Genomic DNA, 25661 nt, shown 5'->3' with positions numbered 1-25661 from the left:
GGCTTGGCGCATCGCGCCAAGCCTCTTTTCTGCACGCACCGTTGGAATCGATCAGGCCGCTTTCTTCATCGCACGCTGCGGCAGCGGTTGCGATTCGATGAGCTTGGCGCGCACCACTCCGCGATGGCTGCCCTCGTCGCGCAGCTGCGTCATGAGCTGCTCCTTGAGCACGAGCATGCGCTGGCCAACCGCTTCGAGATCGAGCGAAGTTTTCTCCACATCCGGAAAGTAATCCTTCTCCTCTTCCTTGACGTGATGCTGCACGTATTCCTTCAGTACCGTCACGTAAGCCTTGAACAGCGGCTCGTTCGCGCGCATGCCGTCGAGCCGCTGGATCAGGCCCTTGAGGCTCGCGTGCTCGACGTAGGCTTCGTCGACCTGATCCTGCCCGTCGCTTTGCAGCACCTTGCGCGATTCCGGATAGAAGATGCGTTCCTCGATCTCGGTATGAACGGCGAGCGCCTTGCAGATGCGGCTGACGATCTCGGTCTGATCGGGGCCGGTGTTCGCTTTCTCGAATTCTTCGAACATCGCATCGACTTCGCGGTGATCGGTCTCGAGTAGCTTGATCGCATGCGTGGAAGAACGCGGATTCAGAAGACTCATGGCTTGCCCTCCTTGGCTGGCTGTGAGGGGTTCAAGACTAGGCCCGCGTGCTGAATCCTCGCAGGATTCAAGCGGTCGTTTTCGAGGAATTCAAGTCAGGGCATGTACACACTCGCTGACCGAGCATCAGGTCTCACTGGAAAGTCGACAATGACGCAGGAGACGACGATGAATCGCACCGATCGCAAGGACGACAAGCAGATCGCTCGGCCTCGAGACGAGCACGGCAAGTCCGGCAAGGACGCGCCGCACGAGCGCGAGAAGAGCATCAACGGTGGCCATCAAGGCAGCACCGGACAACGCGACAAGCACGACCGCTAGCGCAGGATCTGGCGCAGGAATCGGTGATCAGCGCGCAGCGGTATGCAGCTGCTGCGTGCCTTTGTCCCAGCTTTCCCTGAGCCAGGTTTCGACCGCATCCAGCGCACGATCCAGCCCGTCGAGAATCGCGTCCTCGTCCGACTTGTTCGGCCGGCCGAGCACATAGTTGAGCACGAGATTCTTGTCGCCCGGATGGCCGATGCCGATGCGCAGCCGGCGATATGCCTCGCCCTGCGATTTGTAGATGTCGCGCAAGCCGTTGTGCCCGCCGTGGCCACCGCCGAGCTTGAGGCGCATGGTGCCGGCCGGCAGATCGAGCTCGTCATGGGCGACGAGCAACTGGCCCGGCGTGAGCTTGTAGAAGTTCGCGAGCGCGGCCACCGCCTGGCCGCTGCGATTCATGAAGGTCGTCGGCTTGAGCAGCAGCACGTCGGCCGGGCCGATCTTCACGCGAGCCGTTTCGCCGAAGAACTTCGATTCGGTGCGGAAGCTGCCGCCGTAGCGCAGCGCTGCGAGGTCGGCGAACCAGAAGCCGGTGTTGTGGCGAGTGCGCGCGTATTCCGGCCCTGGATTACCGAGGCCGACGATGGCGTAGAGCGAGTCGGGCATTGCGTGGGTTCGAGACTTCTGAACGAGGTGGCGACCTTAACAAAAAGCCCTGCCGGCGAGGGCAGGGCTTTTTGCGTTGAGCCAGGGCGGGTGCCGCGTCTGGGAGAGCGGACACTCGCCTTGCCGTCGATCCCAGGCTATGCCTGGGTCCCTCGACGGGTGGCTCGGTCCTTCACTTCTTCTTCGGCGCCGGAGCGGCAGCCTTGGCGTCGGGAGCCTTCTGGTTGGCGGCCGGGACTTCGGCGGAGGCCGGAGCGGCTTCCTCTTCCTCGGCAGCCTTCGGCAGGTGGATCGCGACGACCGCGAGGTCGTTGTCGTGCTTGAGTTCGACGAAGGCGACGCCTTCTGGCAACGCGATCTGCGACAGGTGGATCGACTCGTTGACGTTGAGGCCGGAGATGTCGATCTCGAAGGCTTCGGGCAGGTCCTTCGGCAGGCACTCGACTTCGACTTCGTTCAGCAGATGCTCGACATAGCCGCCGCCGGTCTTGACGCCCGGGGCCACGTCGCCGCCCTTGAAGTGCAGCGGAACGCGGATGCGCAGGGCGACGTCGGCCTGGATGCGCTGGAGGTCGAGGTGCAGAACCTGCTCGCGGACCGGGTGACGGTGCAGATCCTTGAGCACGACCTGCTCGGATTCACCGCCGACGTTCAGCGTGATGATGGCCGAGTAGAAGGCTTCGAGCTTGAGCTGCTTCCACAGCTCGTTGTGGTTGATGGAGATCATCTGCGGCTCTTTCTTGCCGCCATAGACGATGCCCGGGACCGAACCCGCGTGGCGCAGACGGCGGCTCGCACCCGTTCCCTGCACCGAGCGTGCCTCGGCTTCGATGACGAATTTCTGTTTCATGGGGAAAACTCCAAAAATGATTGACGACCCGTAGCCGCGACCAGCAACGGGGGCGCGGATTCTACGGGAGCGGTCGGAAAGTCGCCACCGGATCGCGGCGCGGCGGGCTTGACGTTTGGCGGCAACCGGGCAGGCTAGCCGGCTTTCCGGGGCATCGAATCAGGTCAATCGTGCGCATCCTGCTGGTCGAAGACGACGAAATGATCGGCAGCGGCCTGCGCGCCGAGCTGCGCCGCCGTGGCTACGCGGTCGACTGGCTGCGGGACGCGCCGAGCGCCCTGACCGCCGCTATCAGCGAGCATTTCGACCTGATCGTGCTCGATCTCGGGCTGCCGCGCGGCGATGGGCTCGAGGTGCTGCGCAAGCTGCGCACGCACGCAGTGGCGTCCCCGGTGCTGATCCTGACCGCGCGCGACGCGATCGCGAGCAAGGTCGCCTGCCTCGACGCCGGGGCCGACGACTACCTGACCAAGCCCTTCGATCCGGACGAGCTCGCGGCCCGCATTCGCGCCCTGGTGCGGCGCAAGAGCGGGCAGAGCGGCCCGCTGATCGAGCATCGCGACCTGCTGCTCGACCCGGCGGCGCACAAGGCTACGCAGGCCGGCGTCGAACTGGCGCTGTCCCCGCGCGAATTCGCGATCCTGCAGGCCCTGCTCGAACGTCCGGGGCAGGTGCTTTCGCGCAGCCAGCTCGAGGAGCGGCTCTACGGCTGGGGCGAGGAAGTGGAGAGCAATACCGTCGACGTCCACCTGTCCGGCCTGCGACGCAAGCTCTCGGCGGGCTTCATCCAGAACGTGCGCGGGGTCGGCTGGCGGGTGGCGACGTGAACTCGCTGCGCACGCGGCTGCTGCTCTGGCTGCTCGGGGCCGTGCTGCTGACGGGCATCGCGGGGGCGGCGTTCCTGTACCGGCAGGCGCTCGCCGAGGCCGACATCGTGTTCGACCAGCAATTGCGCGAAACCGCGCATGCCCTGCGTGACCGCAGCTTCCTGCAGCCCGCGCCCGAGTTCGGCGAGCGCGAAGCCGCGGCCGACCTCGTCGTGCAGGTCTGGAGCCTGACCGGCGTGCGCGTGTACCTGTCGCAGCGCCACGCGAGCTTGCCGGGCCTGACCACCCTGGGGTTTTCGACCGTCCGCACGCCCGAAGGCGAATGGCGCGTCTACGGCCTGCGCACGCCGTTCAACGTGATCCAGGTGGCGCAGCCGATGCGCGTGCGCGAATCGCGGGCCGCGCATCTGGCCGCTCGCGTGCTGTTGCCGCTGCTGTTACTGATGCCGGCGCTCGGCATGGTGATCTGGATCTCGGTCGGCCGCGTGCTCGCGCCGCTGCGCAAGCTGGCCCAGCAAGTCGGCTCACGGCCGGCGGTCGAATCGGCACCGCTGCGTGAGCAGGGCTTGCCGGCCGAAGTACAGCCGCTGGTGGCCTCGCTGAACGACCTGCTCGGCCGACTGAACAGCCAGCGCGAGCGCGAGCGTCGCTTCATCGCCGATGCCGCGCACGAGCTGCGCACGCCGCTGACGGCCCTGCGCCTGCAGCTGCGCGGGCTCGACCAGGCCGGCGAGCAGGAGCGCCGAGCCGCGATCGAGGCGCTCGAAGCCGGCGTCGGCCGGGCCTCGCGGCTCGTCGAGCAGATGCTCGCGCTGGCCCGGCAGGACGCGCCGGAACCCGGAGCGGGCTCCGAAGTCCGTCGACCGCTCGTGCTGGCCGAACTCGCGCGCCAGGTGATCGGCGAGCTCTACGCCGCGGCCGAAGCCAAGCAGGTCGATCTCGGGCTCGACGACGCGGCCTCCGAAGCCCGCGTCGTCGGCGAGCCCGAGGCGCTCAAGACGCTGCTGCGCAACCTGCTCGACAACGCGATTCGCCATTCGTCGCAGGGCGGGCGCATCGACGTGTCGGTACGCGGCGCCGGTTCGACCGTGGAACTCGTGGTGCTCGACCAGGGCCCAGGCATTCCGGAAGCCGAGCGCGGGCGCGTGTTCGACCGCTTCTATCGCGCGCCCGACGCACCGCCGGGTGGCAGCGGACTGGGCCTGGCGATCGTGCGCAGCATCGCCGAGGCGCATGCGGCGACGGTGACGCTGGCCGGCGGCGACGACGGACGCGGACTCAAGGTGATCGTGCGCTTCGCCGCGCAGGGAGGATCGAACTGATGCGGACCGAATCGCTGGCCGGACTGGCCTTCGTGCTGCTCTGGAGCACGGGATATCTGGCGGCCGAATTCGCCCTGCGGGGCAGCGGTGCGTTCACGCTCGCAGTGCTGCGTTTCGCGGGTTCGGGCGCGATCGTCGGACTCTGGCTGCTGTGCTGGCGCCGGCCGGCCGCGGCCGCGTTTTCCGAGCTCAAGCACGCCGCGATCGGCGGCGTGCTGCTGCAGGCCGGATTCTTCGGCTTCACCTACGCGGGTATGCGCGCGGGCGTTCCGCCGGCGGCGGCCGGACTCATCGCCGGGCTCATGCCGCTGACGACGGCGATCGGCGGCGCGGTGTTCCTCGGCGAACGCCTGCGCCGCTACACGCCGATCGGTCTCGCGCTCGGCCTGGCCGGCGTGCTGTTCGTGATCGGGCCCAAGCTCATGGCGCCGGGTTCGCTGCTCGGCTACGGCTTCATGCTGCTGGCACTGCTGTCGCTGAGCTTCGGCACGCTTTACCAGAAGCGCCACACCACGCATTTGGACCCGCGGCTCTCGCTGGTCGTGCAGCTGCTGGCCTCGCTGATCGTGCTCGCGCCGTTCGCGATCGCGCTCGAAGGGCTGCATTACGTGCCCCAGACCGCCGTGCTGCTCGGCACCGCCTGGTCGATCCTGGTGAATTCCTGCGCGGGCCTGCTGCTGTACCTGTGGCTGCTGCGCCGCGGAGCGGCCGGCCGCACGGCCGGGCTTTTCTATCTGGTTCCGCCGGTCACCGCGGTGCTCGCCGCGCTGCTGCTCGACGCGGCCTTCGGTTGGCACGAGCTGGTCGGCCTGCTGCTGGCCTCGCTGGGCGTCTGGCTCGGGCAGCGGGAGTAATTCGGCCCCCGCGACTTCGTCGCCGTTCCTCTCTCCCGCTTGCTGGAGAGAGTCCCTCGCGTCAGCGAGGGGAGAGAGGGTTCGTCTGAAAAGTGCGCGCACTTTCCGATCAGCCCCTCTCCCGGCGCTTGCGCGCCACCCTTTCCCACGAGTGGGAGAGGGGACAAGCACAGCCGAAGGCGGCTCGTCTTAAATCTTCCTTAAATCTTCGCGCCCATCGTGGCGGTACGCGGAACGATTTCCGCGGCTTTCCACCGATAGTCAGGAGCGTTTGAAGATGAGCATGAAGATCGTCCGTAACCCATTCGCCGCGGCGTTGTTGGGCGCTGCGGCCGTCGCCGTGCCGGGCACCGCGCTCTATGCGATGGGCCACGAAACCGCGAGCGTGCCGGTTGCCGCCCCGGTGGCCGCACCGGCCAACGTCTCGGCGCGTGCCGCGCTGCCGGACTTCTCGGCGATGGTGCGTGCCTACGGCCCGGCTGTCGTCAACATCACCACCAAGGGCACCGTGAAGACCTCGGCGCGCGGCCAGCTGCGCGGTTTTCCGGGCTTCGGTGATGGCGACGATCCGTTCTCGCAGTTCTTCGGCCAGATTCCGCAGCAGGAGCGCCCGAGCTTCGGCGAAGGCTCCGGCTTCATCGTCGGCGCGGACGGCGTGATTCTCACCAATGCGCACGTCGTCGCCGACGCCAAGGAAGTCACGGTCAAGCTCACCGACCGCCGCGAATTCACCGCCAAGGTCATCGGCCAGGACGCCAAGAGCGACGTCGCCGTGCTCAAGATCGATGCGCGCGACCTGCCGACCGTGAAGCTCGGCGACCCCGAGCAGCTCAACGTCGGCGAATGGGTGGTCGCCATCGGCAGCCCGTTCGGCTTCGAGAACACCGTCACGCAGGGCATCGTCAGCGCCAAGGGCCGCACCTTGCCGGACGGCTCCTACGTGCCGTTCATCCAGACCGACGTCGCGATCAACCCGGGCAACTCCGGCGGCCCGCTGTTCAATCTCGATGGCGAAGTGGTCGGCATCAACTCGCAGATCTACTCGCGCAGCGGCGGCTTCCAGGGCGTGAGCTTTTCGATCCCGATCGACGTCGCGCTCAACGTCAGCAAGCAGCTGCAGACCAGCGGCAAGGTGACACGTGGCAAGCTCGGCGTGACGATCCAGGCCGTCAACCAGCAGCTCGCGCAGAGCTTCGGCCTGTCGCAGCCGACCGGCGCGCTGGTGTCGAACGTCGAAGAGGACAGCGCCGCCGCCAAGGCCGGCGTGCAACCGGGCGACGTGATCCTGGCCGTCGACGGCAAGCCCGTGCAGGACTCGTTCGCGCTGCCTTCGGCGATCGCGTCGATGCAGCCCGGCGCCAAGGTCGAGCTCACGGTCTGGCGTGACGGCAAGAAGCGCGACCTGAGCGCCAAGCTCGAAGCGATGGAAGACGCGCAGGTCGCCAGCGCCGACGAAGGCGGCAAAGCCGATGCCGGCGGACGCCTCGGCGTCGCGGTGCGCCCGCTCACGAGTGACGAGAAGAAGCAGATCGACGTCAAGGGCGGCCTGGTCGTCGAAGACGTCGCCGCCGCGGCGGCCGAAGCCGGCATCCGCCCGGGCGATGTGTTGCTGTCGGCCAACGGCAAGACCATCGACAGCGCCAAGCAGCTGCGCGAGATCGTCGAGAAGTCCGACCGTCACATCGCCGTACTGATCCAGCGCGGCGAGGCGCGCATCTTCGTGCCGGTCGATCTGGGCTGAACGATGCGTTGAACGACGGGCTGATCCGGCGGTCAATCGACACGGGAGCCGGCAAAGGCGCCGGTTCCCGCGGGCAACGAAGCCCGGGCATCGCCAACGGCGGCGATCGCGGATCGGATGGAGCACAAACGAGAAGAGCACGCTTGACGCGTGCTCTTCTCGTTTACGGCCGAACCGAAATAAGGACCAAGCTCCGGATCGATGTCAGGAGAACAGCGCGGGCCCCGTCGCCATCGCCGGATCGCTGTAGCCGTGGCTGCCGGATTCCGCGCGCCCGGCATGACGCTGATGCCAGCCCGGCTTGCCTTCCAGGCTCACGCTGAAGTCGTACCAGTGCGCGCTCTTGCGCAAGCTCCAGCGCTTGCTGGCCGTGGTGCCGGGCTTCAGCTCGAGTTTCACGACGCTGTCGCCGTAGGCGTTGTCGACGATCGTCAGCGTCACCGGCTCGCTGCCGGCGGCGGCCTGCGCTTCGAGCCTGAGGCTGCCGTCGTCGCCGTGGCGGAACCGCAGCTGCGGCGCCGAGGCCGCATCGCCGATGCGGCCCTGGAAGTGGCGCACGTGGCCGTTGACGCCGTGCACCCACAGATCGAACGCGCCATCGGTGTCGGTCGTCGCCCAGCGATCCGCCAGCGACTTGCCGGCCTCGACCGTGTAGCGGCGCGGGATGCGCTGGGGCCGCAGGCGATCGTAGACCTGGAACACTGCGCCCTGTGCCCCGGTGTTGCCGAACTCCAGTTCCAGCTGATCGCCTTCGGCGCGCGCATCGACGTGCAGCGCGTAGGGCAGCGCGCGCGAGGGGCGCAGGCCCTGCTCCTGCCAGACCGGCTGCGGCTGGGCCGGAGCGGACGGCACCGCGAGCTGGCTCTGCGCGCTTTCGATCTCGGCGTAGTTCGCCACGTCCGGCAGGCGCGGGAAGCGCGCCGCATTCGGGTTCTTGAAGTCGAAGGCCGAGCTCAGGTCGCCGCAGACCGCGCGGTGCCAGGGGCTGATGGCCGGGATGCGCAGGTCGAAGCGGCGTTCCAGGAACTGGCCCACCGACGTGTGATCGGCCACCTGCGAATTGACCCAGCCGCCGCGGCTCCACGGCGAGATCACGTACATCGGCACGCGCGGCCCGAGGCCCCAGGGCCGGCGCGTGCCGCTGACGAGGTCCTCGCGCTTGAGATGGTTGCGATAGGGGTCGTGGAAGTAATGCCCGGCGAGGTCGAGCGTCGCAGCGCCCGCGAGCCTGCCATCGGCATCGAACGAGGGCGGCGCGGGCGGCGGCAGATGATCGAAGAAGCCGTCGTTCTCGTCGAAGGTCACGAACAGCGCGGTCTTGCTCCAGACCGCCGGATTGCGCGTCAGCGCGGCGAGTACTTCGCTCGTGAAATGGCCGCCCTGCTGCGGGCTCGACGGTGCGCCCGGATGCTCGGACTGCAGGCGCGTCGGCAGAATCCAGCTCACCTGCGGCAGCGTGTCCTGCTCGACGTGCCGGATCAGGTCGTCGATGCTCCAGTGCGACATGCCGTTGCGATAGATCGGTGAATCGCGTTCCGCTTCGCGGAAGCTCTTGAATGCCAGGCAGCCGTGCATCGCGCCGGTCCAGTTGTCGTTCGGGTCCTGGTAGACGCGCCAGCTCACGCCGGCCTGCTGCAGCACGTCCGGGATCGTCGGCCAGGTCAGCGCATTGCTGACGTATTGGTAGCCCGGCTCGGGCATCGTGCCGGTGACCCAGCAGCGCAGGTTGTCGGGTTCGGAGTCGACGTCGGTGCTGTCGATGCCGCGTGCGCGCAGCTCGGGACTGAAGTTGGAGCCGCTCCAGAACACGATGCGGTTCGGATCGGTGCCCGCGGTGATCGAGCAGTGGTACGCATCGCAGATCGTGAAGGCTTCGGCGAGCGCGTACTGGAACGGCACGTCGGCGCGCCGGTAGTGGCCCATCGAATACTGCGTCTTGTACAGCGGCCATTGCCCGAACAAACCCTGGTTCCAGGCCGCCTGTGCGTCCGAATACGAATGCGGCGTATCGGGTACCAGCAGCGCGTTCATGCGCGCGCTATCGAGGTGATACGGCGGAATCTCGCGCTTGCCGTCGGATTGCCACCAGACCGATTTGCCCGAGGCCAGCGGAACCGGAAAGCGATCGCCGAAGCCGCGCACGCCGCGCAGGGCGCCGAAGTAGTGATCGAACGAGCGGTTCTCCTGCATCAGGATCACCACGTGCTGCACGTCGCGGATCGTGCCGGTTTCGCTGCGTGCGGAAATGGCCAGCGCATCGCGGATGGACAGCGGCAAGGCACCGGCGCCGGCGGCGCCGCCGACCAGGCGCAGAAAGTCGCGGCGACTGCGAGTCGTCGTCATGGGAGCAGCTCCTGCTGTGGGAATTCTTCAGATGAAGCGGGCGCGCAGGCGTCCGGCCAGATGTTCGAGCAGCACCACCGAGACGAAGATCGCGAGCAGCAGCGTGGCCACGTGCCCGAAGTCGAACATCTCGAAGCGGCCCTTGAGTTCCTGGCCGATGCCGCCGGCGCCGACGATGCCGATCACGGTCGCCGTCCGCACGTTGCGCTCGAGGATGTACTGCACCTGGCCGATCACCGAGGGCAGCACCGCGGGCCAGACCGCGTAGCGCAGAATCTGCAGGTCGCGCGCACCGGCGGCGCGCAGCGCATCCTGCGGAGCGCGCTCGGCGTTCTCGATGCTCTCGGCGAAGAACTTGCCCAGAAAGCCCGCGCTGTGCGCGCCGAGCGCCAGCACGCCGGCGATCGGGCCGAAGCCGAAGGCCAGCACCAGGAACAGCGCGCTGATCAGATCGGGCACCGAGCGCAGCAGGCTGCTGGTTCCGCGCGCCAGCGTGTGCAGCAGCGGATGCGGCGCGTAGTTGCGGGCTCCGAAATACGCCAGCGGAAAGGCCATCAGCAGCGCGACGAGCGTGCCCCACACGGCCATCTCGACGGTCTCGAACATCAGGCCGATCACGCGCCAGAGATAGCCCAGCGGCTGCACGAGCACCTCGCGCGCAACCACCTGGGTCTGCACTTGCAGCGTGGTCGGATCGAGACTGCGCGTCAGCGACTGCTCCTGCTCGATGTGCGAGCCCAACGGCAGATGGTCGCGGTCGAAGCCTTCGATACGCGCGACTTCGCGTCGCTCCGACAATTGCGGCGGCCACAGCGAGCTGCTCACGCGCCGCACGCCATCGGCGACCTGCGAAGGCCCGGCCACGCCGAGCGCCGAACCGACGGCCTCGGCGCTCAGCAGCAGCATGCGATCGATCTCGGTGCGCCTGGCCGAGAACAGCAGCAGCACGAGCACGAACAGTCCGATCAGCAGCCGGCGCAGCGATCCGCGTGGCTGCAGTCGCCACTGTTCGGGCGGCTTCATCGTGGCTGGCTGCGCGAGCGCGAGCCTGCCGCTTTCGATCACGTCGTTCTCAAGCATGGGACCACTCCCGAAGCAGCGGTGTCTGCGCTTCCACATTCGCAGCGTCGGCGCGCACGGAAAGATCGGACGCCGAGTACAGCGCCGCGTGTGCGGCTGCATCGAACTGGGCCGGCGTACCGTCGAACACCACGCGGCCCGCACGCAGGCCGACGATGCGATCGGCGAATTCCAATGCGAGCTCGACCTGGTGCAGCGTGCACAGCACGGCGACGCCCTGCGTGTGCACGGTGCTGCGCAGCAGGCCCAAAATGTCGCGGCTGATGCGCGGGTCGAGGCTCGCGACGGGTTCGTCGGCGAGGATCAGCTGCGGATCGCACATGAGCGCGCGGGCGATGCCGACGCGCTGCTGCTGGCCGCCCGACAACTCGTCCGCGCGACGGTACAGATGCCCTTCGTCGAGGCCGGCTTCGGCGAGCATGCGGCAGGCGCGACGGCGCTGTTCGTCGCTGAAAACACCGAGCATCGAACGCAGCAAGCTCATGCGCGGCAACAGGCCGCAGAGCACGTTGTCGAGCACCGACAGGCGTCCGACCAGGCCGTAGTGCTGGTGAATGCTGCCGATGCGGCTGCGCTGCTGCCGCAATCGCGCGGGCGTGAGCGTGACGCCGTCGAAGCGGATATCGCCTTCGTCGGGTCGCGCGAGCCCGTTGAGCATGCGCAGCAAGGTCGACTTGCCGGCGCCCGACGGCCCGAGCACCACGCAGAACTGCGCGCGCGGCATCGACAGCCTGAGCTCGTGGAGTGCTCTGGTGCCGTCGGCATAGCGTTTGGTCACGCCATCGAATTCGACGAGCGCGCTCATCGCTGGCCCGCCTTGTGCAGGATCGCGCCGAGTTCCTGGTCGCCGATGCGCTCGAGCATCTGCGCGGGCCTGTCGAACGCGGCTTCCGGAAACGCGGTGTCGTAGCGATCGACCGCGCTGTTGCCGTAGCCGCGCAGCGAAGCCGCGGCGATGTGGCCGGCTTGATGCACGCGCGCAAACGCTGTTTTGAGCTGCTGCTTGATCGCCGCAGGCAAGGCCGTGCTCATCGCCAGCGGCGGATTCGGAATCGCCTCGCTGCGGGCGAGCACGCGGTAATCCTCGGCGCGCACCGAACCCGCATCGACCGCGCGCAGATACGAATTGAAGCTCAGGCAGGCCGCGTCGACGAGCTTGCTGCTCAGTGCGGCGAGGCTCGCGGCATGACTGCCGGTGATGCGCAGCTCGGACAGGTCGCGCGCCGGATCGAGCCCGGCTTCGAGCAGCATCGCCACCTGGTACGAGAAGCTCGAGGTGGAGTTGATGTCGCCGAAGGACATGCGCTTGCCGCGCAGGTCGGCGAGGGTTTTGATCGGGGCGTTTGCGCGCACGAAGATGCCTGCGTAGTAGCTCGATTCGCCATCGCGCACCGAAACCGCGAGCAGCTCGGCCGCGCCGGCCTCGCGCGCCTGCACGTAGGCCACCGGCCCGAACCAGGCGATCTCGATGAGCCCGCCCTTCATCGCCTCGACCACGGCCGAATAGCTGCTGCCGACGCGCAGCGAGAAGTGCAGGCCGCTGTCCGCGGTGATGGCGTCGAACAGCGGCTTGAAATCGGCCAGCGTGCCGGTGGCGGTGCCGCCGTCGGCCGGAATCAGCATCACGCGCAGCGGACGCTGCGGGCTGCCGTCGTTCGGCGCGGCGAATGCGGAAGGAATGAATGCCAGCGCGGTGAACGCGACCAGCAGGCGGCGCAGCAGGTTCCAGATCATGAGGGCTTCGGGGGAGCGTGGGCCACAACGATGGGCGCAGCCTAGGAGCCCCTGATTGCATCGCCGTGAAGGAAAAATCGATGAATCGCCGCCCGGCATGAAAATCTTCTATGGATCGGGCACCGGAGTCACGGCAATGAAAGATTCTTGCCGTTAACTGCGGGCCATCCATAGATCACGTCGATAGATCACATGCGCCTTCTGACCGGCCTGCGCGCCTTCCATTACACCGCCCGCTGCGGCAGCACGACCGCCGCGGCCGTCGAGATGGGCGTCAGCCAGCCCACCGTTTCGGCGCAGATCGGCGCGCTCGAAAAGCAGTTCGGTGTGCAGCTGTTCCTGCAGATCGGCCGCAAGCTCATGACCACCGAATTCGCCGACAGCCTGCTGGTGATCACCAATCGCCTGTTCGCGCTCGAAGAAGAAGCGCAGTCCATGCTCATGGAAGCCGAAGGCATGCTGCGCGGCCATCTGCGCATCGGCGCGGTCGGGCCCTACAACGTGATGCCGGTGCTGGCCGCGTTCCAGAAGCGCCATCCGCGTATCTACGTGAGCCTTTCGGTCGGTGATTCCTCGCAGATCGTCGATCGAATCCTCAACTATCACGCCGATCTCGGCGTGCTCGTGCACGACGTACAGGACGAGCGCGTCGAAAGCGTGGCGTATCGTCGCCAGCCGCTGGTGGTGTTCGCGCATCGTCAGCACCCGCTGGCGACGCGCGAATCGCTCAGCGTGAGCGATCTGCACGGCTGCGAATTCGTCGGACGCGAAAGTGGTTCGACCACGCAGCGCGTGTTCAACCAGGCGCTCGAACGCGCCGGTATTCGCGTGAAGCAGGTCATGGAAATCGGCAGCCGCGAATCGATCCGCGAAGCGGTCGCCAACGGCATCGGCCTCGGCGTGGTTTCGGCAGTGGCCTATGTCGACGATCAGCGCCTGGTTCCATTGCCGATCCACGATCTCGATGCGGCCACGTATTCGCACGTGATCTGTTTGCGCGAGCGCATGAAGTCGCGGCTGGTGATGTCGTTCCTCGATCTGGTGCATCAGCTGCGCGCCGAACTCGAAGCGACGAACCGGCGGCTGCAGGGCGCGGCGCCCGCCGCACATCTATAGAAGGATTTGGGCTCGGCACAAATCCCTGAATATCAGAACATTTCGTTCACTTTCCTGACATCGGTCAGAAAAGTACCGACACCAGACTTCGGGCCAGGGCGATCGCCACCGATCGCCAGGCGCGACGCACCGGCACTCGACCGCCGCTGCTGCGTTCGCGTCGCGAATGCCAACGCTATCCCGAAGGAGCCTTCCGATGTCCGCGATTCAGTCTCGCGTGCCGTTTCGGCGCACGCTGTTGTCCCTTGCCGTCGGTGCGACGGTCTGCAGCTTGCCGGCCCAGGCGCAGGATGCGGTCGCTCCCGCGGCGGTCGAACTGCTCGTGGCGCAGGCCGGCGCGAGCGCTGCCGTAAGCGAAGCCGCGCAGGCCGCGGTGGCAGCGAGCGCGATCGAAGAAGTCGAAGTGCTCGGCCACGAGCGGGTGACCGCGGTGGCGCAGGATCTCCAGCAGTTCGGCAATCAGGTGCAGGTCATCAGCGCCGAGGAGATCGAGGCCGGCGGCTACACCAACATGGCCGAACTCGCCCAGGGGCTCATCGCGGGTGCCTACGTGGGCTATTCCCCCGATGAAGGCGAATTCACCATTCGCCTCGACGGCGGCGGCGATCGCGATACGCTGGTGACGCTCGACGACGTGCCGCTGTACGACCGCGGCCCGGGCGTGGAGGACATCTGGGGTTCGACGCTGATCGATCCGCACATGATCGAATCGGTGGAAGTGTTCCGCGGTGGCCAGAGCCTGTACTTCGGCAGCAACGCCGGCGTCGGTCTCGTGAGCATTCGCACCAAGAAGCCCGACGGCACGCGCAAGGGCGAGATGGGATTTTCGTACGGCAGCTTCAACACGCGCGAGATCTGGGGCAACTATTCGTTTCCGCTGACCACCTCGGGCAAGCACAGCGTGATGTTCTATGGCGGACGCCTGGGCACCGATGGGCCGACGCTCTTTTCGCGCGAATCGCAGACCGACAACCATCTCGCCGCCGGCGGCATCACCGACTATTCGAACTCGCGTGACGACATCGGCGTGAAGTACCTGTGGAAGATCGACGGCGGCAGCCAGCTGCTCGCGAACCTGCAGTACGTGCAGATCGATTTTCAGGACACCTTCCCGAACACGACGATCTACGGCCCCACGAAGTCGAAGATGCCGCTGTTCAACCTGAGCTACAACAAGACCTGGTCGAGCGCCGTACGCACCGACATCACCGCCTCGTATCGCAAGCCCGAGCTCATCAACACCAAGTTCCTGCCGGAGATCTGCCGGATTCAAGCGGGTTGCCAGAGTCCGAGCAGCCCGAACACGACGATCGAATGGGGCCACTGGACCGGACGCCTCGAACCGCAGACGCAGCGCGGCATCGGCTACAACGCGATTCCGGCCGGCTTCGAAGAGATGATCGTCACCGCGCTCAACCACGTGAGTTTCACGCCGTCGATCGGTGCTACGCTCGGCGTGCAGTCCACCAATTATCGCGATGCCTCCGACGAACGCGTGCGCATCGACGACGACATCGTCTCGAGCAATGCGCTGATCGCCGATCTTCACCTGACGCCGACCTTCAGCCCCGGCACCAATCTGTCGATCGCGGGCCGCGTCGAAAACGAGAAGTCGTTCGGCACCAAGACCATCGGCAAGTTCGGCCTGCACCAGAATCTGCCCGGCAATACCTTCGTCCGCGTCAACGGCGGCAATTCGTTCAGCCTGCCTCGCACCAACGAGTTGTACTCGAACACCGACACCATGATCGGCAACCCCGATCTGAAACCCGAGAAGACCAAGACGCTCAACTACGGGGCGGGCGCCAGGTTGCAGTTCGGCGAAGCGCAGTTGCAGGCCGAGATCGGTGGCTTCGCCACCGACATCACCGACCGCATCCAGTCCACCAGCGGCCTGACGCCGAACACGCGCTACAACACCGATGCCGTCACCGAGATTCGCGGCATGGTCGCCGACGTGCAGTTCCAGCTCAGCAGCAACTGGCTGATCAGCGCCAACTACACGCAGCAGAAGGCCGAGGTCGAAGGCACCCACCGGCAGATCGACGCGACGCCCGAATGGTTCGCGACCGGCCAGCTGCGCTACACCTCGAGCGATCGCCGCTACCAGTTCAACCTGCTGCCACGCCTGCAGGGCCGCACGATCACCAACGGTCCGATCGCCAGCGTGCCCGCGTACAACTGGGGCGATTGGTTCGTGCTAAACGCCACCGCGCAGTACTGGGCCGGCGAAGCGCGTGAACACCGCCTGCAGCTGCGCCTGGAGAACATTCTCGACGAGGACTACAGCAACCGCGGCCTGTTCGGGAACCTGCAGTACGCCTCGGCCGGCGTGCGCGGCGAAGTGCTGCCGACCGATCCCGAGTACTACTATCCGTACGCCTTCCAGGCCAAACCGCGCAGCGTGTTCTTCACGTACTCGTATGAGTTCTGAGGCTGGCGCGATGAGTTCGACGCTCCGCCGCCGCTATCGCGGGATCGTGTTCGATCTCGACGGCACGCTGCTCGATACGCGCGCCGGTATGATCGAAGCGATCAATGCGGTACTGCGGGAGCAGGAACTGCAGCCCGTCGAGGCGCAGGACCTCGCGCACAGCGTGCACTTCGGACTCGACTCGATGCTGCGGCAGGCGCTGGAGCTGCGCGGCAGCGGCGAGTCCGTCGATGCGCTGGCGCGGCAGGTACGGCAGCGCTATCTGCGGACCGCGTCGGAATCGGTACGGCTGTTCGACGGCGCTCGCGAGCTGCTGGCTGCGCTGAGCGCCGGGCGGGTGTGGCTGGCGATCTGCAGCAATCAGTCGCAGGAGAGCGCGATGCGGCTGCTGGCGTCGTTCGGCATTGCCGGCTACTTCGATGCGGTGGCCGGTGGCGACACCCTCGAACGGCGCAAGCCCGACCCGCTGCCGCTGCAATGGCTGCTCGATCGCGGCGGCCTGCAGCCGAGCGAAGTGCTCATGATCGGCGACAGCGATGTCGATCGCCGTTGCGCCGAAGCCGCCGGTGTCGATGTCGTGCTCATGGAGCATGGCTACGGCCTCGCCGAAGTGACCGAGCCGTGCGCGCGCCGGGCCGATTTTCGGGTGCTGGCCGGCGAACTGGTTCGCTGAGCGCGGCCGCGGCTTGCGAGCGGCTGCAAACGAAAAGAGCACGCGTCAGGCGTGCTCTTTTCGTTGCGCGGATCACAGGGCGGGCCTTGGCCCGCCCGACGGCGATCAGTCGAGATACAGCGAGCTGACCGATTCTTCCGCGCTCACGCGGCGGATCGTTTCGGCGAGCAGGCCGCCGATCGAGAGCTGGCGGATCTTCGGGCAGGCGGCGGCTTCGGGCGTCAGCGGAATGGTGTCGGTCACCACCAGCGTGTCGAGGCGCGAGTTGGTGATGTTGCTGATCGCCTTGCCCGACAGCACCGGATGCGTCACGTAGGCGACGACCTTGATCGCGCCGGCATCCTTGAGCGCACCGGCGGCCTGGCCGAGCGTGCCGGCGGTGTCGACCAGATCGTCGACGAGCACGCAGGTCTTGCCGCGCACGTCGCCGATGATATTCATGACCTTGGCTTCGTTCGGGCGCGGGCGGCGCTTGTCGATGATGGCGAGGTCGGCGTCGTCGAGCCGCTTGGCGACCGCGCGCGCGCGGACCACGCCGCCGACGTCGGGCGACACCACGATGAGGTTGTCGTACTTCTGGCGCCAGATGTCGCCGAGCAGCACCGGCGAGGCGTAGACGTTGTCGACCGGAATGTCGAAGAAGCCCTGGATCTGGTCGGCGTGCAGGTCGACCGTGAGCACGCGGTTGGCGCCGCACTCGCCGATCATGTCGGCGCAGACCTTGGCCGAGATCGGCACGCGGGCGCTGCGCGGACGACGATCCTGGCGCGCGTAGCCGAAGTAGGGCACCACGGCGGTGACGCGGCCTGCCGATGCGCGCTTGAACGCATCGAGCATCATCACCAGCTCCATGAAGTTGTCGTTGGTCGGCGCGCAGGTGGGCTGGATCACGAACACGTCCTTGCCGCGGACGTTCTCGAGGATCTCGACCTGCACCTCGCCATCGGAGAACCGGGTGACCGATGCCTTGCCGAGGGGAATCTTCATGTAGTTGGCAATTTCGCGAGCCAGTTGGGGGTTCGCATTGCCCGTGAAGAGCATCAGCTGTGAATCGGCCATCGGAATCGATCTCGTCGCGAAGAAGCTACGGTGAGGTGCCGCGAAAGCAACTTAAGTAGTCAGACTGACTATCTGAACAATCCAAAAACTGGCTGGGGCGGATGGATTCGAACCACCGAATGACGGGATCAAAACCCGCTGCCTTACCACTTGGCTACGCCCCAATTCTGGAAGTCTTCCGAAGCCCGGGGACCTCAGAGGCCGCGCATTATATCCGCGAGTGGCGAGCGATTCAGCCCTTTTCCAACAAAAGCTTGCCACCGCGTCGGAACCTGCTGGCGCACGCGCTCGGCTTCGAGCAGCGTATCGAAGGCGACGAAGCACGAGGCGCCGGTGCCGGACATGCGTGGCCTGCCGTGCGCGGCGAGCCAGTCGAGCACTTCGCCGACCTGCGGATGGCGCACGCGCGTCACCGCCTCGCAGACGTTGACGCCTTCACCGGCCTTGAAGGCGGCGAGGTCGATCGGCTGCCGGTCGCGCTGCAGCTCGGGGGCGGTGAAAATTTCGGCGGTCGAGACCTGCACGGGCGGAGTGACGACGAGGAAATACGGCTCGGGCAGTTCGATCGGCCAGAGCTTGTCGCCGACGCCTTCCGCCCAGGCGGCCTGGGCGCGCACGAACACCGGCACGTCGGCGCCGAGGCGCAGGCCGATGTCGGCGATTTCGTCGTACGGAATGCCGAGGTTCCAGAGCCGGTTCAGCGCGACGAGCGTGGTCGCCGCGTCGCTCGATCCGCCGCCGAGCCCGCCGCCGAACGGAATGCGCTTGCGCACCCGGATGTCGGCGCCCAGGCCGGCTCCGCTGATCTCGCTGAGCAGGCGCGCGGCGCGGATGATCAGATCCTGCTCGTCCGGGATGTCGTAATTGCCCTCGACGCGCCGGCAGACGCCGTCACCGCGCGGGGCGAAATACAGCGAGTCGCCGTAGTCGAGGAACTGGAAGACCGTCTGCAGCAGGTGGTAGCCGTCGGCGCGCTGGCCGGTGACGTGCAGGAACAGGTTCAGCTTCGCTGGCGCGGGCCAGGCGAATTCGGCGTTGAAAGGGTGGGTCATCGGGCGGACAACTTTGTAGCGTCGACGGACAACGAATTTATGGAGAGCCGGTCTCGGGCTGCAGGTTCCAGCGGTCGATCAGCAGTTTGAGCCGCACTTGACCGTTGTCGGCTTCGAAGCGGCGCGGCAGATCGTACTCGCCTTCGCGGCGATATTCCGAATAAGTGAGCTTCCAGCCGCTCTGGATCAAGGTCGCGAGCCGGCCCTGGGCGTCGAGAGACGGCTGCGAGGGCAGGCGCGGGTTCGGAATGCCGAGCGCCCAGTAGCGCAGCCCGCTGATCGGCAGCGTCCAGCCGTAGCGGTTGCGGATCCAGCCTTCGGGATCGGCGGTCTGCTGCACGCCTTCGCTGCTGCGCACCTCGACCAGATACGGGTCGCCGCGCAGTTCCACTGCGCCGGCTCCGAACGGGCCGGCCAGGCGCAGCTCGTAATGCCGGTCCGCGCGTTCGAGCCAGCGCAGGTCGGCGCGAAAACCGAGCTCGGCGCTCGCCGCGCGGCCGTCGACCTGGAACGATTCGATGCCGAGGATCTGCGCCTCGTGGCGGGCATAGGCCGCGCCTTTCTCGGTCGAACTGAGCTCGCGCTGCTGCGGCGTCAGCGAGCAGCCGGCCAGCAACAGCAGCGCGGCCAGTGCCGCGACGAGCGCCTTCATGGCGACAGGCGCTGGATGGTTTCCTTGAGTACTTCGTGATCCGGGCTGTCCTTGAGCGCGCTGTTCCAGACGGCCTTGGCCTGGTCGCGCTGGCCGAGCGTCCACAGCACCTCGCCGAGATGCGCGGCGATCTCCGGATCGGGCGTGATGTCATGCGCCTTGGCGAGCAGGTCCTTGGCGGCCTCGGGCTTGCCGAGCTTGAAGTTGATCCAGCCGAGGCTGTCGATGATGGCTGGGTCTTCGGGTTCCAGCTTCAGCGCCTTTTCGATCAGCTCGCGCGCCTCGGGCAGGCGTTCCTTGCTGCCGTTGCTGAGCATGTAGCCGAGCGCGTTGAGGGCACGGGCGTCGTCGGGCTTGGCCTTGAGGATGCCGCGCAGGTCGGTCTCGGCCTCGGCGCTGCGCCCGAGCTGGTCGTAGACGAGCGAGCGGCCATAGAGCAGATCGCCGTTGCCGGGCAGCTCGCGCAGGCCGTCGTTGTAGGCCGCGAGCGCTTCGTCGCGGCGGCCGGCGGTCAGCAGCATCTCGCCTTCGGCGAGCAGCAGGCGCTCGCGCAGCGGCGGGAACTGGTCGCGCATGCGGTGCAGGGTTTCGCGGGCTTCGCCGACGCGGCCGAGACGGGTCAGCACGGCGGCGCGGCGCACGGCCGCGTCGAGCGCCTGCGGGCCGCTGCCGACCGAGTCGTAGAGCGACAGCGCGTCGTCGTAGCGCTTCTGCTGCTCGGCGATGCGGCCGAGCTGGAAGCGCGCGTCGGGGCCGCGATCGATGTCCTTGGACAGCTGCTCGAACTGCTTGCGCGCGCCATCGAGATCGTTGTCGTTGAGCTGGAACACGGCGAGCGCGTAGCGCGCGTCCTTGTTCTTGGCATCGGCCTTGAGAATGCGCTCCACCTGCTGGCGGGCCCGATCGCGCTGCTGCGATTCGACCAGTAGCTTGGCGTAGGCCATGCGCATGTCGGCGCTTTCCTTCGGATGCTTCTTGGTCAGCGCCTCGATGCTGCGGTCGGCCTCGTCGAGCTTGCCGGCGCGCACGAGCACGCCGACGAGCAGCAGCACGTTCTCGCGCGAATCCGGGTTCAGCTCGACGGCCTTGCGGATCGCGGTCTCGGCGGTGTCGACCCGGTCCTGGCGCAGCGCGAGCAGGGCGGTGGCGTAGTAGGCGCCCGATTCCTTCGGATACTCGCTGCTCAGGCGGTCGAGCACCGCGATGGCGGTGTCGTTCTTGCCGGGCTGCTGCACCATCAGCACGCCGACGTGGCGGAAGCCGTCCTCGCGGCCGCCGCCATGGCCGTCGACGATGGCCTTGGCCTGCGTGTAGGCGCCCTCCACGTCATTGCGCTGCAGGTCCATCGCGAGCAGCACTTCGCGCGGGTCCATGTTGTTGGCGTCGAGTTCGAGCCAGCGCTGGGCGGCCTGCTGCACGAGGTTGGCGCTGCCGGCCGTGAAGGCCAGCCCGGTGGCGCGGGCGGCGAGCGCCGGATCGTCGACCTTGCGCAGCGCGGCGAGGAACTCCGCCGCAGCCAGGCCCGGCTCGTTGCGCGCCGCGGCCATCTCGCCGGCCATGATGTGGAAGCGCGCTTCCGGATCGGTGACGGTGGCGCCCGAAGCGGCTTCCGCGGGTTCGACGGTCTGTACCGGCGCATCGTCGTCCGTCTGGGCCCAGGCGGACGGAGTGACCCAGATCGCCAGCAGGGCCGTAGCCAGGGCGGTCGGGGCAAGGCGGCGATACGAGGGCTGGGTCACGAAGAGTCCAAGGCGAGGCGGAGGGAGTGCGCGATTCGCACGTGGAGGCGAGCGAACCGGCATGTCCTGAGACTGTTCAATGGTAGCGTGGTTCCTGGGCCCTTTGAGCACGAATTTTGCGAGCCTGCGAACCAGCGCTGGCTTGTCCTAAGGGCGGGGCTGCCAGACAATACGGGGATTCACGGATTGGCTTGCCGTGCGCTGAAAGCGCAAGGTATGTCGAGCGGATTCGATTCCAGGGAATCGAGCCCCGAACCGGGAGGCGACGTCGCCTCCTTCCAGACCAGGTAGCAAATGGCCCTCATCACGCTTGGGCTGAGCCACCACAGCGCGCCTGTCGAGGCCCGCGAAAGGCTCGCCTTCACTGAAGCCGACCTGCCGGCCGCGCTCGCGCGGCTGCGGGCGCTGCCCGGTGTCGAAGAGGCGGCGATCCTGTCCACCTGCAACCGCACCGAAATCCTCGCCGTCGCTCCGGTCGAGGACGAAGCCAAGCTGCTCGAATGGTGGCGCCGCGAGCTCAACGCCCCGCACGACTACCTCCAGCAGTTCGTCTACACGCATCGCGATCAGGCCGCCGTGCTGCACAGCCTGCGCGTCGCCTCGGGCCTCGATTCGATGGTGCTCGGCGAGCCGCAGATTCTCGGCCAGATGAAGCAGAGCTTCGCCACCGCGCAGAGCCAGCGCGTGCTCGGGCCGGTGCTGTCGCGGCTGTTCCAGCATGCCTTCGCGGTCGCCAAGCTCGCGCGCAGCCGCACCCAGGTCGGCGCGCATCCGGTGTCGGTCGCCTATGCGGCCGTGCAGATGGCCAGGCGCATCTTCGCGGACTTTCGCGAAACCACCGCGCTGCTGGTCGGCGCCGGTGAAACCGTGCAGCTGCTCGCGCGCCATCTGCGCGGGCAGGGCGTGGGCCGGCTGATCGTCGCCAACCGCAGCCTCGACAAGGCCGAGAAGCTCGCCCGCGAGGTGCATGGCTACGCGATTCCGCTGTCCGATCTGCCGCTGTACCTGCCGGATGCCGATCTGCTCGTCTCCTCGACCGCCGCGCGCGGTCACGTCATCGAGCGCGACGCGATGGTGGCGGCGACCAAGAAGCGCCGCCGCAAGCCGGTTTTCATGATCGACCTCGCGATGCCGCGCGACATCGATCCGCGCGTCGCCCAGCTCGAAGACGTCTATCTGTACACGCTCGACGATCTGCGCGACGTGGTGCAGGACAACCTCAAGGCGCGCACCGAGGCGGCCAAGCAGGCCGAGGTGCTGATCGGCGAATACGCCATCGAATTCACGCGCTGGCTCGAAAGCCGCGACGCCGGCACGACCATCGCGCAGATTCGTGCGAACGCGCGTTCGCATCGCGATGAAGTGCTCGAAAAGGCGCGCCGCCGCCTGGCTTCGGGCGCTTCGGCCGAAGACGTCATGGCCTTCGTCGCCGACACGCTCAGCAACAAGCTGCTGCACTCGCCGAGCAGCAAGCTGCGCAGGGCGAGCAGCGTCGAGCAGGCCCTGCTCGTGACCGCCGCGCGCCAGCTGTTCGACCTGCCCGACGAGGACGCCTAGTCCTCTCGTCGCTGGAAAGCAGCCGGACCGCCGTCAGGCGATAATGGGCGGATGAAGCCTTCTCTCCTGTCCAAGCTGCAGAACATGGTCGAGCGCCGCGAGGAGATCGCAGGCGAGCTGTCGACGCCCGAGGTGCTCGGCGATCCCGACAAGTTCCGGCGGCTGTCGCAGGAATATGCGCAGCTCGGGCCGCTGGTCGAATCGTTCTCGGCCTACCGCAACACACAGGACGAGATCGAGAGCCTCGACGCCATGCTCGGCGATCCCGAGATGCGCGAACTCGCCGAGGCCGATCTGCCGACCGCGCGCGCGCGGCTCGAAGAGCTCGAGAAGTCGCTGCAGACCTATCTGCTGCCGAGCGATCCGCTCGACGGCAACAACGTCTTCCTCGAAATCCGCGCGGGCACCGGCGGCGACGAAGCGGCGATCTTCGCGGGCGACCTGCATCGCATGTACAGCAAGTACGCCGAAGCGCGCGGCTGGCAGCTCGAAGTGCTGTCTCTGTCCGAAGGCGAGCACGGCGGCTACAAGGAAATCATCAGCCGCGTGGCGGGCTACGGCGCGTATTCGCAGCTCAAGTTCGAGAGCGGTGCACATCGCGTGCAGCGCGTGCCGGAGACCGAGGCGCAGGGCCGCATCCACACCTCGGCCGCGACCGTCGCAGTGTTGCCCGAGATCGAGGAAACGCAGGCCATCGACATCAATCCGGCCGATCTGAAAGTCGATACGTATCGCGCGTCGGGCGCGGGCGGCCAGCACGTCAACAAGACCGAATCGGCGATTCGCATCACGCATATCCCGACCGGCGTCGTCGTCGAATGCCAGGAAGAGCGCAGCCAGCACAAGAACCGCGCGAAGGCGATGGCGCTGCTCGCCTCGCGCCTGCTCGATGCGGAACGCAGCAAGCAGCAGGGCGACGTCGCGGCCACGCGCAAGAAGCTCGTCGGCTCGGGCGATCGTTCCGAGCGCATCCGCACCTACAACTTCCCGCAGGGACGCGTCACCGATCACCGCATCAATCTGACGCTGTACCAGCTCGAGCGCGTCATGGAAGGCGAGCTCGACGGCATCATCGTGCCGCTGCTCAACGAGCACCAGGCCGAGCTGCTCGCGGAGCTCGGCGAGTGAAGCGGCGCGCATGACCGTGGCCGAGGCGCTCGCCGGCGGCAGAGCGCGCCTGGAGCCCTGTTCGGACTCTGCGCGGCTCGACGCCGAATGGCTGCTCGCCGATGTGCTGTCGATCTCGCCGGGGGCTTTGTCCTCTCGCGGCGGGCAGACGCTCGACGAGGCGCAGCGCGCCCGTTACGCGCAGCAGCTTGCACGGCGCGAGCAGGGCGAGCCGATCGCCTATCTGCTCGGGACGCAGGGCTTCTGGACGCTCGATCTGCAGGTGAGCCCGGCGGTGCTGATTCCGCGACCGGATACGGAGCTGCTCGTCGAATGGGCGCTCGCTGTATTGCCCGCAAGCCTTGCAGCGGAGGTCGCCGACCTGGGCACTGGAAGCGGCGCGATCGCGTTGGCGATTGCGCGCGAACGCCCGAACGCGCGCGTACTCGCGACCGATCTGTCGCCCGCCGCACTCGAAGTGGCGGAGGGCAATGCGCAGCGCAACGGCATCGCCAAGCTGCGCTTCGCCCAGGGCAGCTGGTTCGAGCCGCTGGCCGGCGAACGCTTCGACCTGATCGTCTCGAATCCGCCGTACATCGCGGCGGGCGATCCGCATCTGCCCGCGCTGCGTCACGAGCCGCTGTCGGCGCTGAGCGACGGCGCCGACGGCCTGAGCTGCCTGCGCGAAATCGTCTCGGGCGCACGCGAGCATTTGCGCGCAGGCGGCTGGCTGCTCGTCGAGCACGGCTACGACCAGGGCGCGGCCGTGCGCGAGCTGTTCGCGCAGGCCGGCTACGCTGATGTGCAGACGCGTCGCGACCTCGGCGGCAACGAGCGCGCGACCGGTGGCAGGCTGCCGCCATGAGCAATTTCTCGCGCTACCGCCGCCAGATCGTGCTGCGCGAAGTCGGCGTCAACGGCCAGCAGCTGCTGCGCGATTCGAGCGTGCTCGTGATCGGGCTCGGCGGGCTCGGCAGCGCGGCCGCGCCGTACCTGGCCGGCGCCGGCATCGGGCGCCTGCTGCTGTCCGACCTCGATCGCGTCGACCTGAGCAACCTGCAGCGGCAGACGCTGTATCGCCAGGCCGATGTCGGCCGCGACAAGCTCGCCGCGGCCGCCGAAACGCTGCGCGCGCTGAACCCGGACTGCGAGCTCGACCTGCTGCCGGGCCCGCTCGACGACGCGGCCCTGCTCGCGGCCGCGCGCCAGGCCGACGTGGTGCTCGACTGCACCGACAATTTCCCCACGCGCTTTGCGATCAACCGCGCCTGCGTGGCCGCGCGCAAGCCGCTGGTCTCGGGCGCGGCGATCCGCTTCGAAGGCCAGCTCGCGGTGTTCGACCTGCGTCGCGGCGGACCGTGCTACGCCTGCCTCTACGCCGAAGGCGGCGAAGCCGCCGAAACCTGCGAGGAGGCCGGCATTCTCGGCCCGGTGGTCGGCACCATCGGCAGCCTGCAGGCGCTCGCGGCGATCAAGCTGCTGCTCGGCCAGGACGCCGAAGCCGGCACGCTGCGGCTCTGGAACGCGCTCGATCGCCAGCAATGGCGCACGCTCAATCTCCGCCGCGAACCGCGGTGCCCCGTCTGCGGTGATGCACGCGGCGATCAAACCCACCCGTCAAACTCTAGGCCATGAACCCAGACCTGCTCGTCCCGCGTCGCCTCGCGATCCAGATCCTGCACGAGGCCCAGATCGCCCAGCCGAACCCGATCCACGGCTGGGTCTACGAGCGCGGCGGCCGTCCGGCGGTGTTCCGGCTTGCGGCCGCGGACATGGGAACCCACCGTGCGGACGAAGACCTGTGGGCGCGCCTGTGGTCCAATCCGACCTCACCGGCGGTGCCGGATGCGAGCGAGTTGCGCGAGGGGATACTGAACCTCGTCGTCTCGCTCAACACCAAGGGGGTGCTCGAGATGCGCGCCTGGGAGCTCGAGTCGGGTTTGCCTGTCGAACGCGTGTTGAGGGTTGAGGACTAGGTGCTGGCC

Annotated in this window: 24 protein-coding genes and 1 tRNA gene; 13 read left to right on the top strand and 12 right to left on the bottom strand. The window is 67.4% G+C overall.

The window, feature by feature from the left end; all coding sequences use genetic code 11:
• Nucleotides 1–51: 51 nt before the first annotated feature.
• Nucleotides 52–606, bottom strand: coding sequence for a hemerythrin domain-containing protein (locus AC3WUM_RS23460; RefSeq protein ID WP_492413507.1), 555 nt, complete (start codon nucleotides 604–606; stop codon nucleotides 52–54).
• A gap of 168 nt (nucleotides 607–774) precedes the next feature.
• On the opposite strand from AC3WUM_RS23460, the gene AC3WUM_RS23455 reads away from it, so the two are divergent.
• Complete coding sequence (locus AC3WUM_RS23455) at nucleotides 775–927, top strand: hypothetical protein (protein ID WP_492413506.1); 153 nt, start codon at nucleotides 775–777, stop codon at nucleotides 925–927.
• Between the two features lie 27 nt (nucleotides 928–954).
• Here the strand turns inward: AC3WUM_RS23455 and pth are convergent, their stop codons facing one another.
• Together pth and AC3WUM_RS23445 are read right to left on the bottom strand one after the other, a co-directional pair.
• On the bottom strand, nucleotides 955–1536 hold the full coding sequence (gene pth, locus AC3WUM_RS23450; protein WP_492413505.1) for an aminoacyl-tRNA hydrolase: 582 nt from the start codon (nucleotides 1534–1536) through the stop codon (nucleotides 955–957).
• Between the two features lie 172 nt (nucleotides 1537–1708).
• Nucleotides 1709–2386 carry a 50S ribosomal protein L25/general stress protein Ctc gene (locus tag AC3WUM_RS23445; protein WP_492413503.1) on the bottom strand — a complete coding sequence of 226 codons (678 nt, stop codon included), beginning with the start codon at nucleotides 2384–2386 and terminating at the stop codon, nucleotides 1709–1711.
• Between the two features lie 170 nt (nucleotides 2387–2556).
• On the opposite strand from AC3WUM_RS23445, the gene AC3WUM_RS23440 reads away from it, so the two are divergent.
• From AC3WUM_RS23440 to AC3WUM_RS23425, 4 genes are all read left to right on the top strand, one after another.
• On the top strand, nucleotides 2557–3213 hold the full coding sequence (locus tag AC3WUM_RS23440) for a response regulator transcription factor (protein WP_492413502.1): 657 nt from the start codon (nucleotides 2557–2559) through the stop codon (nucleotides 3211–3213).
• The gene (locus AC3WUM_RS23435) at nucleotides 3210–4535 is read left to right on the top strand and encodes an ATP-binding protein (RefSeq protein ID WP_492413501.1); all 1326 of its coding nucleotides are present in this window, start codon (nucleotides 3210–3212) and stop codon (nucleotides 4533–4535) included. The genes AC3WUM_RS23440 and AC3WUM_RS23435 overlap by 4 nt, the downstream gene beginning before the upstream one ends.
• Entirely contained in the window at nucleotides 4535–5389 is an 855-nt protein-coding gene (locus AC3WUM_RS23430) for a DMT family transporter (RefSeq protein ID WP_492413500.1), read from the top strand. The genes AC3WUM_RS23435 and AC3WUM_RS23430 overlap by 1 nt, the downstream gene beginning before the upstream one ends.
• Before the next feature lie 277 nt (nucleotides 5390–5666).
• Nucleotides 5667–7130, top strand: a complete 1464-nt coding sequence (locus AC3WUM_RS23425) for a DegQ family serine endoprotease (RefSeq protein ID WP_492413498.1) — start codon at nucleotides 5667–5669, stop codon at nucleotides 7128–7130.
• A gap of 204 nt (nucleotides 7131–7334) precedes the next feature.
• Here the strand turns inward: AC3WUM_RS23425 and AC3WUM_RS23420 are convergent, their stop codons facing one another.
• The 4 genes from AC3WUM_RS23420 to AC3WUM_RS23405 are packed head-to-tail and all read right to left on the bottom strand — an operon-like array spanning nucleotide 7335 to nucleotide 12287.
• Nucleotides 7335–9473 (bottom strand): phosphocholine-specific phospholipase C, encoded by a 2139-nt coding sequence (locus tag AC3WUM_RS23420; protein ID WP_492413496.1) that lies wholly within the window; start codon nucleotides 9471–9473, stop codon nucleotides 7335–7337.
• A gap of 27 nt (nucleotides 9474–9500) precedes the next feature.
• Complete coding sequence (gene phnE, locus AC3WUM_RS23415) at nucleotides 9501–10553, bottom strand: phosphonate ABC transporter, permease protein PhnE (RefSeq protein ID WP_492413494.1); 1053 nt, start codon at nucleotides 10551–10553, stop codon at nucleotides 9501–9503.
• Nucleotides 10546–11358: a phosphonate ABC transporter ATP-binding protein gene (gene phnC, locus AC3WUM_RS23410; RefSeq protein WP_492413492.1), complete on the bottom strand. Its 813-nt coding sequence runs from the start codon at nucleotides 11356–11358 to the stop codon at nucleotides 10546–10548. Before phnC ends, phnE begins: the two co-directional genes overlap by 8 nt.
• Nucleotides 11355–12287: a phosphate/phosphite/phosphonate ABC transporter substrate-binding protein gene (locus AC3WUM_RS23405; protein ID WP_492413490.1), complete on the bottom strand. Its 933-nt coding sequence runs from the start codon at nucleotides 12285–12287 to the stop codon at nucleotides 11355–11357. The genes phnC and AC3WUM_RS23405 overlap by 4 nt, the downstream gene beginning before the upstream one ends.
• A 192-nt stretch (nucleotides 12288–12479) precedes the next feature.
• On the opposite strand from AC3WUM_RS23405, the gene AC3WUM_RS23400 reads away from it, so the two are divergent.
• The 3 genes from AC3WUM_RS23400 (at nucleotide 12480) to AC3WUM_RS23390 (ending at nucleotide 16510) form a co-directional block, all read left to right on the top strand.
• Entirely contained in the window at nucleotides 12480–13403 is a 924-nt protein-coding gene (locus tag AC3WUM_RS23400) for a LysR substrate-binding domain-containing protein (protein ID WP_492413488.1), read from the top strand.
• Between the two features lie 196 nt (nucleotides 13404–13599).
• The gene (locus tag AC3WUM_RS23395; protein ID WP_492413486.1) at nucleotides 13600–15837 is read left to right on the top strand and encodes a TonB-dependent receptor plug domain-containing protein; all 2238 of its coding nucleotides are present in this window, start codon (nucleotides 13600–13602) and stop codon (nucleotides 15835–15837) included.
• Between the two features lie 10 nt (nucleotides 15838–15847).
• Complete coding sequence (locus AC3WUM_RS23390; protein ID WP_492413485.1) at nucleotides 15848–16510, top strand: HAD family hydrolase; 663 nt, start codon at nucleotides 15848–15850, stop codon at nucleotides 16508–16510.
• A 105-nt stretch (nucleotides 16511–16615) separates the two neighbouring features.
• Here AC3WUM_RS23390 and AC3WUM_RS23385 read toward each other — a convergent pair whose 3' ends face one another.
• From AC3WUM_RS23385 to AC3WUM_RS23365, 5 genes are all read right to left on the bottom strand, one after another.
• Nucleotides 16616–17569 (bottom strand): ribose-phosphate diphosphokinase, encoded by a 954-nt coding sequence (locus AC3WUM_RS23385; protein WP_492413484.1) that lies wholly within the window; start codon nucleotides 17567–17569, stop codon nucleotides 16616–16618.
• A gap of 89 nt (nucleotides 17570–17658) precedes the next feature.
• Nucleotides 17659–17733 (bottom strand) — tRNA-Gln (locus tag AC3WUM_RS23380).
• A gap of 30 nt (nucleotides 17734–17763) precedes the next feature.
• Nucleotides 17764–18621 carry a 4-(cytidine 5'-diphospho)-2-C-methyl-D-erythritol kinase gene (gene ispE / locus AC3WUM_RS23375; RefSeq protein ID WP_492413482.1) on the bottom strand — a complete coding sequence of 286 codons (858 nt, stop codon included), beginning with the start codon at nucleotides 18619–18621 and terminating at the stop codon, nucleotides 17764–17766.
• A 37-nt stretch (nucleotides 18622–18658) separates the two neighbouring features.
• Nucleotides 18659–19273 carry a lipoprotein insertase outer membrane protein LolB gene (gene lolB / locus AC3WUM_RS23370; protein ID WP_492413480.1) on the bottom strand — a complete coding sequence of 205 codons (615 nt, stop codon included), beginning with the start codon at nucleotides 19271–19273 and terminating at the stop codon, nucleotides 18659–18661.
• On the bottom strand, nucleotides 19270–21012 hold the full coding sequence (locus AC3WUM_RS23365) for a tetratricopeptide repeat protein (protein WP_492413478.1): 1743 nt from the start codon (nucleotides 21010–21012) through the stop codon (nucleotides 19270–19272). The genes lolB and AC3WUM_RS23365 overlap by 4 nt, the downstream gene beginning before the upstream one ends.
• A gap of 294 nt (nucleotides 21013–21306) precedes the next feature.
• On the opposite strand from AC3WUM_RS23365, the gene hemA reads away from it, so the two are divergent.
• From hemA to AC3WUM_RS23340, 5 genes are read left to right on the top strand one after another with little or no spacing between them, the layout of a single operon-like run.
• Nucleotides 21307–22569 (top strand): glutamyl-tRNA reductase, encoded by a 1263-nt coding sequence (hemA, locus tag AC3WUM_RS23360; protein ID WP_492413476.1) that lies wholly within the window; start codon nucleotides 21307–21309, stop codon nucleotides 22567–22569.
• Between the two features lie 51 nt (nucleotides 22570–22620).
• Nucleotides 22621–23697 carry a peptide chain release factor 1 gene (gene prfA / locus AC3WUM_RS23355; RefSeq protein WP_492413475.1) on the top strand — a complete coding sequence of 359 codons (1077 nt, stop codon included), beginning with the start codon at nucleotides 22621–22623 and terminating at the stop codon, nucleotides 23695–23697.
• 10 nt (nucleotides 23698–23707) lie between these two features.
• Nucleotides 23708–24541, top strand: coding sequence for a peptide chain release factor N(5)-glutamine methyltransferase (prmC, locus tag AC3WUM_RS23350; RefSeq protein WP_492413473.1), 834 nt, complete (start codon nucleotides 23708–23710; stop codon nucleotides 24539–24541).
• Nucleotides 24538–25311: a HesA/MoeB/ThiF family protein gene (locus AC3WUM_RS23345; RefSeq protein ID WP_492413472.1), complete on the top strand. Its 774-nt coding sequence runs from the start codon at nucleotides 24538–24540 to the stop codon at nucleotides 25309–25311. Before prmC ends, AC3WUM_RS23345 begins: the two co-directional genes overlap by 4 nt.
• Nucleotides 25308–25652: a hypothetical protein gene (locus AC3WUM_RS23340; RefSeq protein ID WP_492413470.1), complete on the top strand. Its 345-nt coding sequence runs from the start codon at nucleotides 25308–25310 to the stop codon at nucleotides 25650–25652. Before AC3WUM_RS23345 ends, AC3WUM_RS23340 begins: the two co-directional genes overlap by 4 nt.
• The last annotated feature ends 9 nt before the right edge of the window (nucleotides 25653–25661 follow it).

The sequence above is a fragment of the Hydrocarboniphaga sp. FW305-C-57 genome (genome assembly GCF_058783045.1).
This window is presented reverse-complemented; position numbering and strand designations above follow the sequence as displayed.

Excerpts from the sequence above, each read along its gene's own strand:
- AC3WUM_RS23460 (WP_492413507.1), bottom strand. The coding sequence starts at position 606 with ATGAGTCTTCTGAATCCGCGTTCTTCCACGCATGCGATCAAGCTACTC.
- AC3WUM_RS23455 (WP_492413506.1), top strand. The coding sequence starts at position 775 with ATGAATCGCACCGATCGCAAGGACGACAAGCAGATCGCTCGGCCTCGA.
- pth (WP_492413505.1), bottom strand. The coding sequence starts at position 1,536 with ATGCCCGACTCGCTCTACGCCATCGTCGGCCTCGGTAATCCAGGGCCG.
- AC3WUM_RS23445 (WP_492413503.1), bottom strand. The coding sequence starts at position 2,386 with ATGAAACAGAAATTCGTCATCGAAGCCGAGGCACGCTCGGTGCAGGGA.
- AC3WUM_RS23430 (WP_492413500.1), top strand. The coding sequence starts at position 4,535 with ATGCGGACCGAATCGCTGGCCGGACTGGCCTTCGTGCTGCTCTGGAGC.
- AC3WUM_RS23425 (WP_492413498.1), top strand. The coding sequence starts at position 5,667 with ATGAGCATGAAGATCGTCCGTAACCCATTCGCCGCGGCGTTGTTGGGC.
- AC3WUM_RS23420 (WP_492413496.1), bottom strand. The coding sequence starts at position 9,473 with ATGACGACGACTCGCAGTCGCCGCGACTTTCTGCGCCTGGTCGGCGGC.
- phnE (WP_492413494.1), bottom strand. The coding sequence starts at position 10,553 with ATGCTTGAGAACGACGTGATCGAAAGCGGCAGGCTCGCGCTCGCGCAG.
- phnC (WP_492413492.1), bottom strand. The coding sequence starts at position 11,358 with ATGAGCGCGCTCGTCGAATTCGATGGCGTGACCAAACGCTATGCCGAC.
- AC3WUM_RS23405 (WP_492413490.1), bottom strand. The coding sequence starts at position 12,287 with ATGATCTGGAACCTGCTGCGCCGCCTGCTGGTCGCGTTCACCGCGCTG.
- AC3WUM_RS23400 (WP_492413488.1), top strand. The coding sequence starts at position 12,480 with ATGCGCCTTCTGACCGGCCTGCGCGCCTTCCATTACACCGCCCGCTGC.
- AC3WUM_RS23395 (WP_492413486.1), top strand. The coding sequence starts at position 13,600 with ATGTCCGCGATTCAGTCTCGCGTGCCGTTTCGGCGCACGCTGTTGTCC.
- AC3WUM_RS23390 (WP_492413485.1), top strand. The coding sequence starts at position 15,848 with ATGAGTTCGACGCTCCGCCGCCGCTATCGCGGGATCGTGTTCGATCTC.
- AC3WUM_RS23385 (WP_492413484.1), bottom strand. The coding sequence starts at position 17,569 with ATGGCCGATTCACAGCTGATGCTCTTCACGGGCAATGCGAACCCCCAA.
- ispE (WP_492413482.1), bottom strand. The coding sequence starts at position 18,621 with ATGACCCACCCTTTCAACGCCGAATTCGCCTGGCCCGCGCCAGCGAAG.
- lolB (WP_492413480.1), bottom strand. The coding sequence starts at position 19,273 with ATGAAGGCGCTCGTCGCGGCACTGGCCGCGCTGCTGTTGCTGGCCGGC.
- hemA (WP_492413476.1), top strand. The coding sequence starts at position 21,307 with ATGGCCCTCATCACGCTTGGGCTGAGCCACCACAGCGCGCCTGTCGAG.
- prfA (WP_492413475.1), top strand. The coding sequence starts at position 22,621 with ATGAAGCCTTCTCTCCTGTCCAAGCTGCAGAACATGGTCGAGCGCCGC.
- prmC (WP_492413473.1), top strand. The coding sequence starts at position 23,708 with ATGACCGTGGCCGAGGCGCTCGCCGGCGGCAGAGCGCGCCTGGAGCCC.
- AC3WUM_RS23345 (WP_492413472.1), top strand. The coding sequence starts at position 24,538 with ATGAGCAATTTCTCGCGCTACCGCCGCCAGATCGTGCTGCGCGAAGTC.
- AC3WUM_RS23340 (WP_492413470.1), top strand. The coding sequence starts at position 25,308 with ATGAACCCAGACCTGCTCGTCCCGCGTCGCCTCGCGATCCAGATCCTG.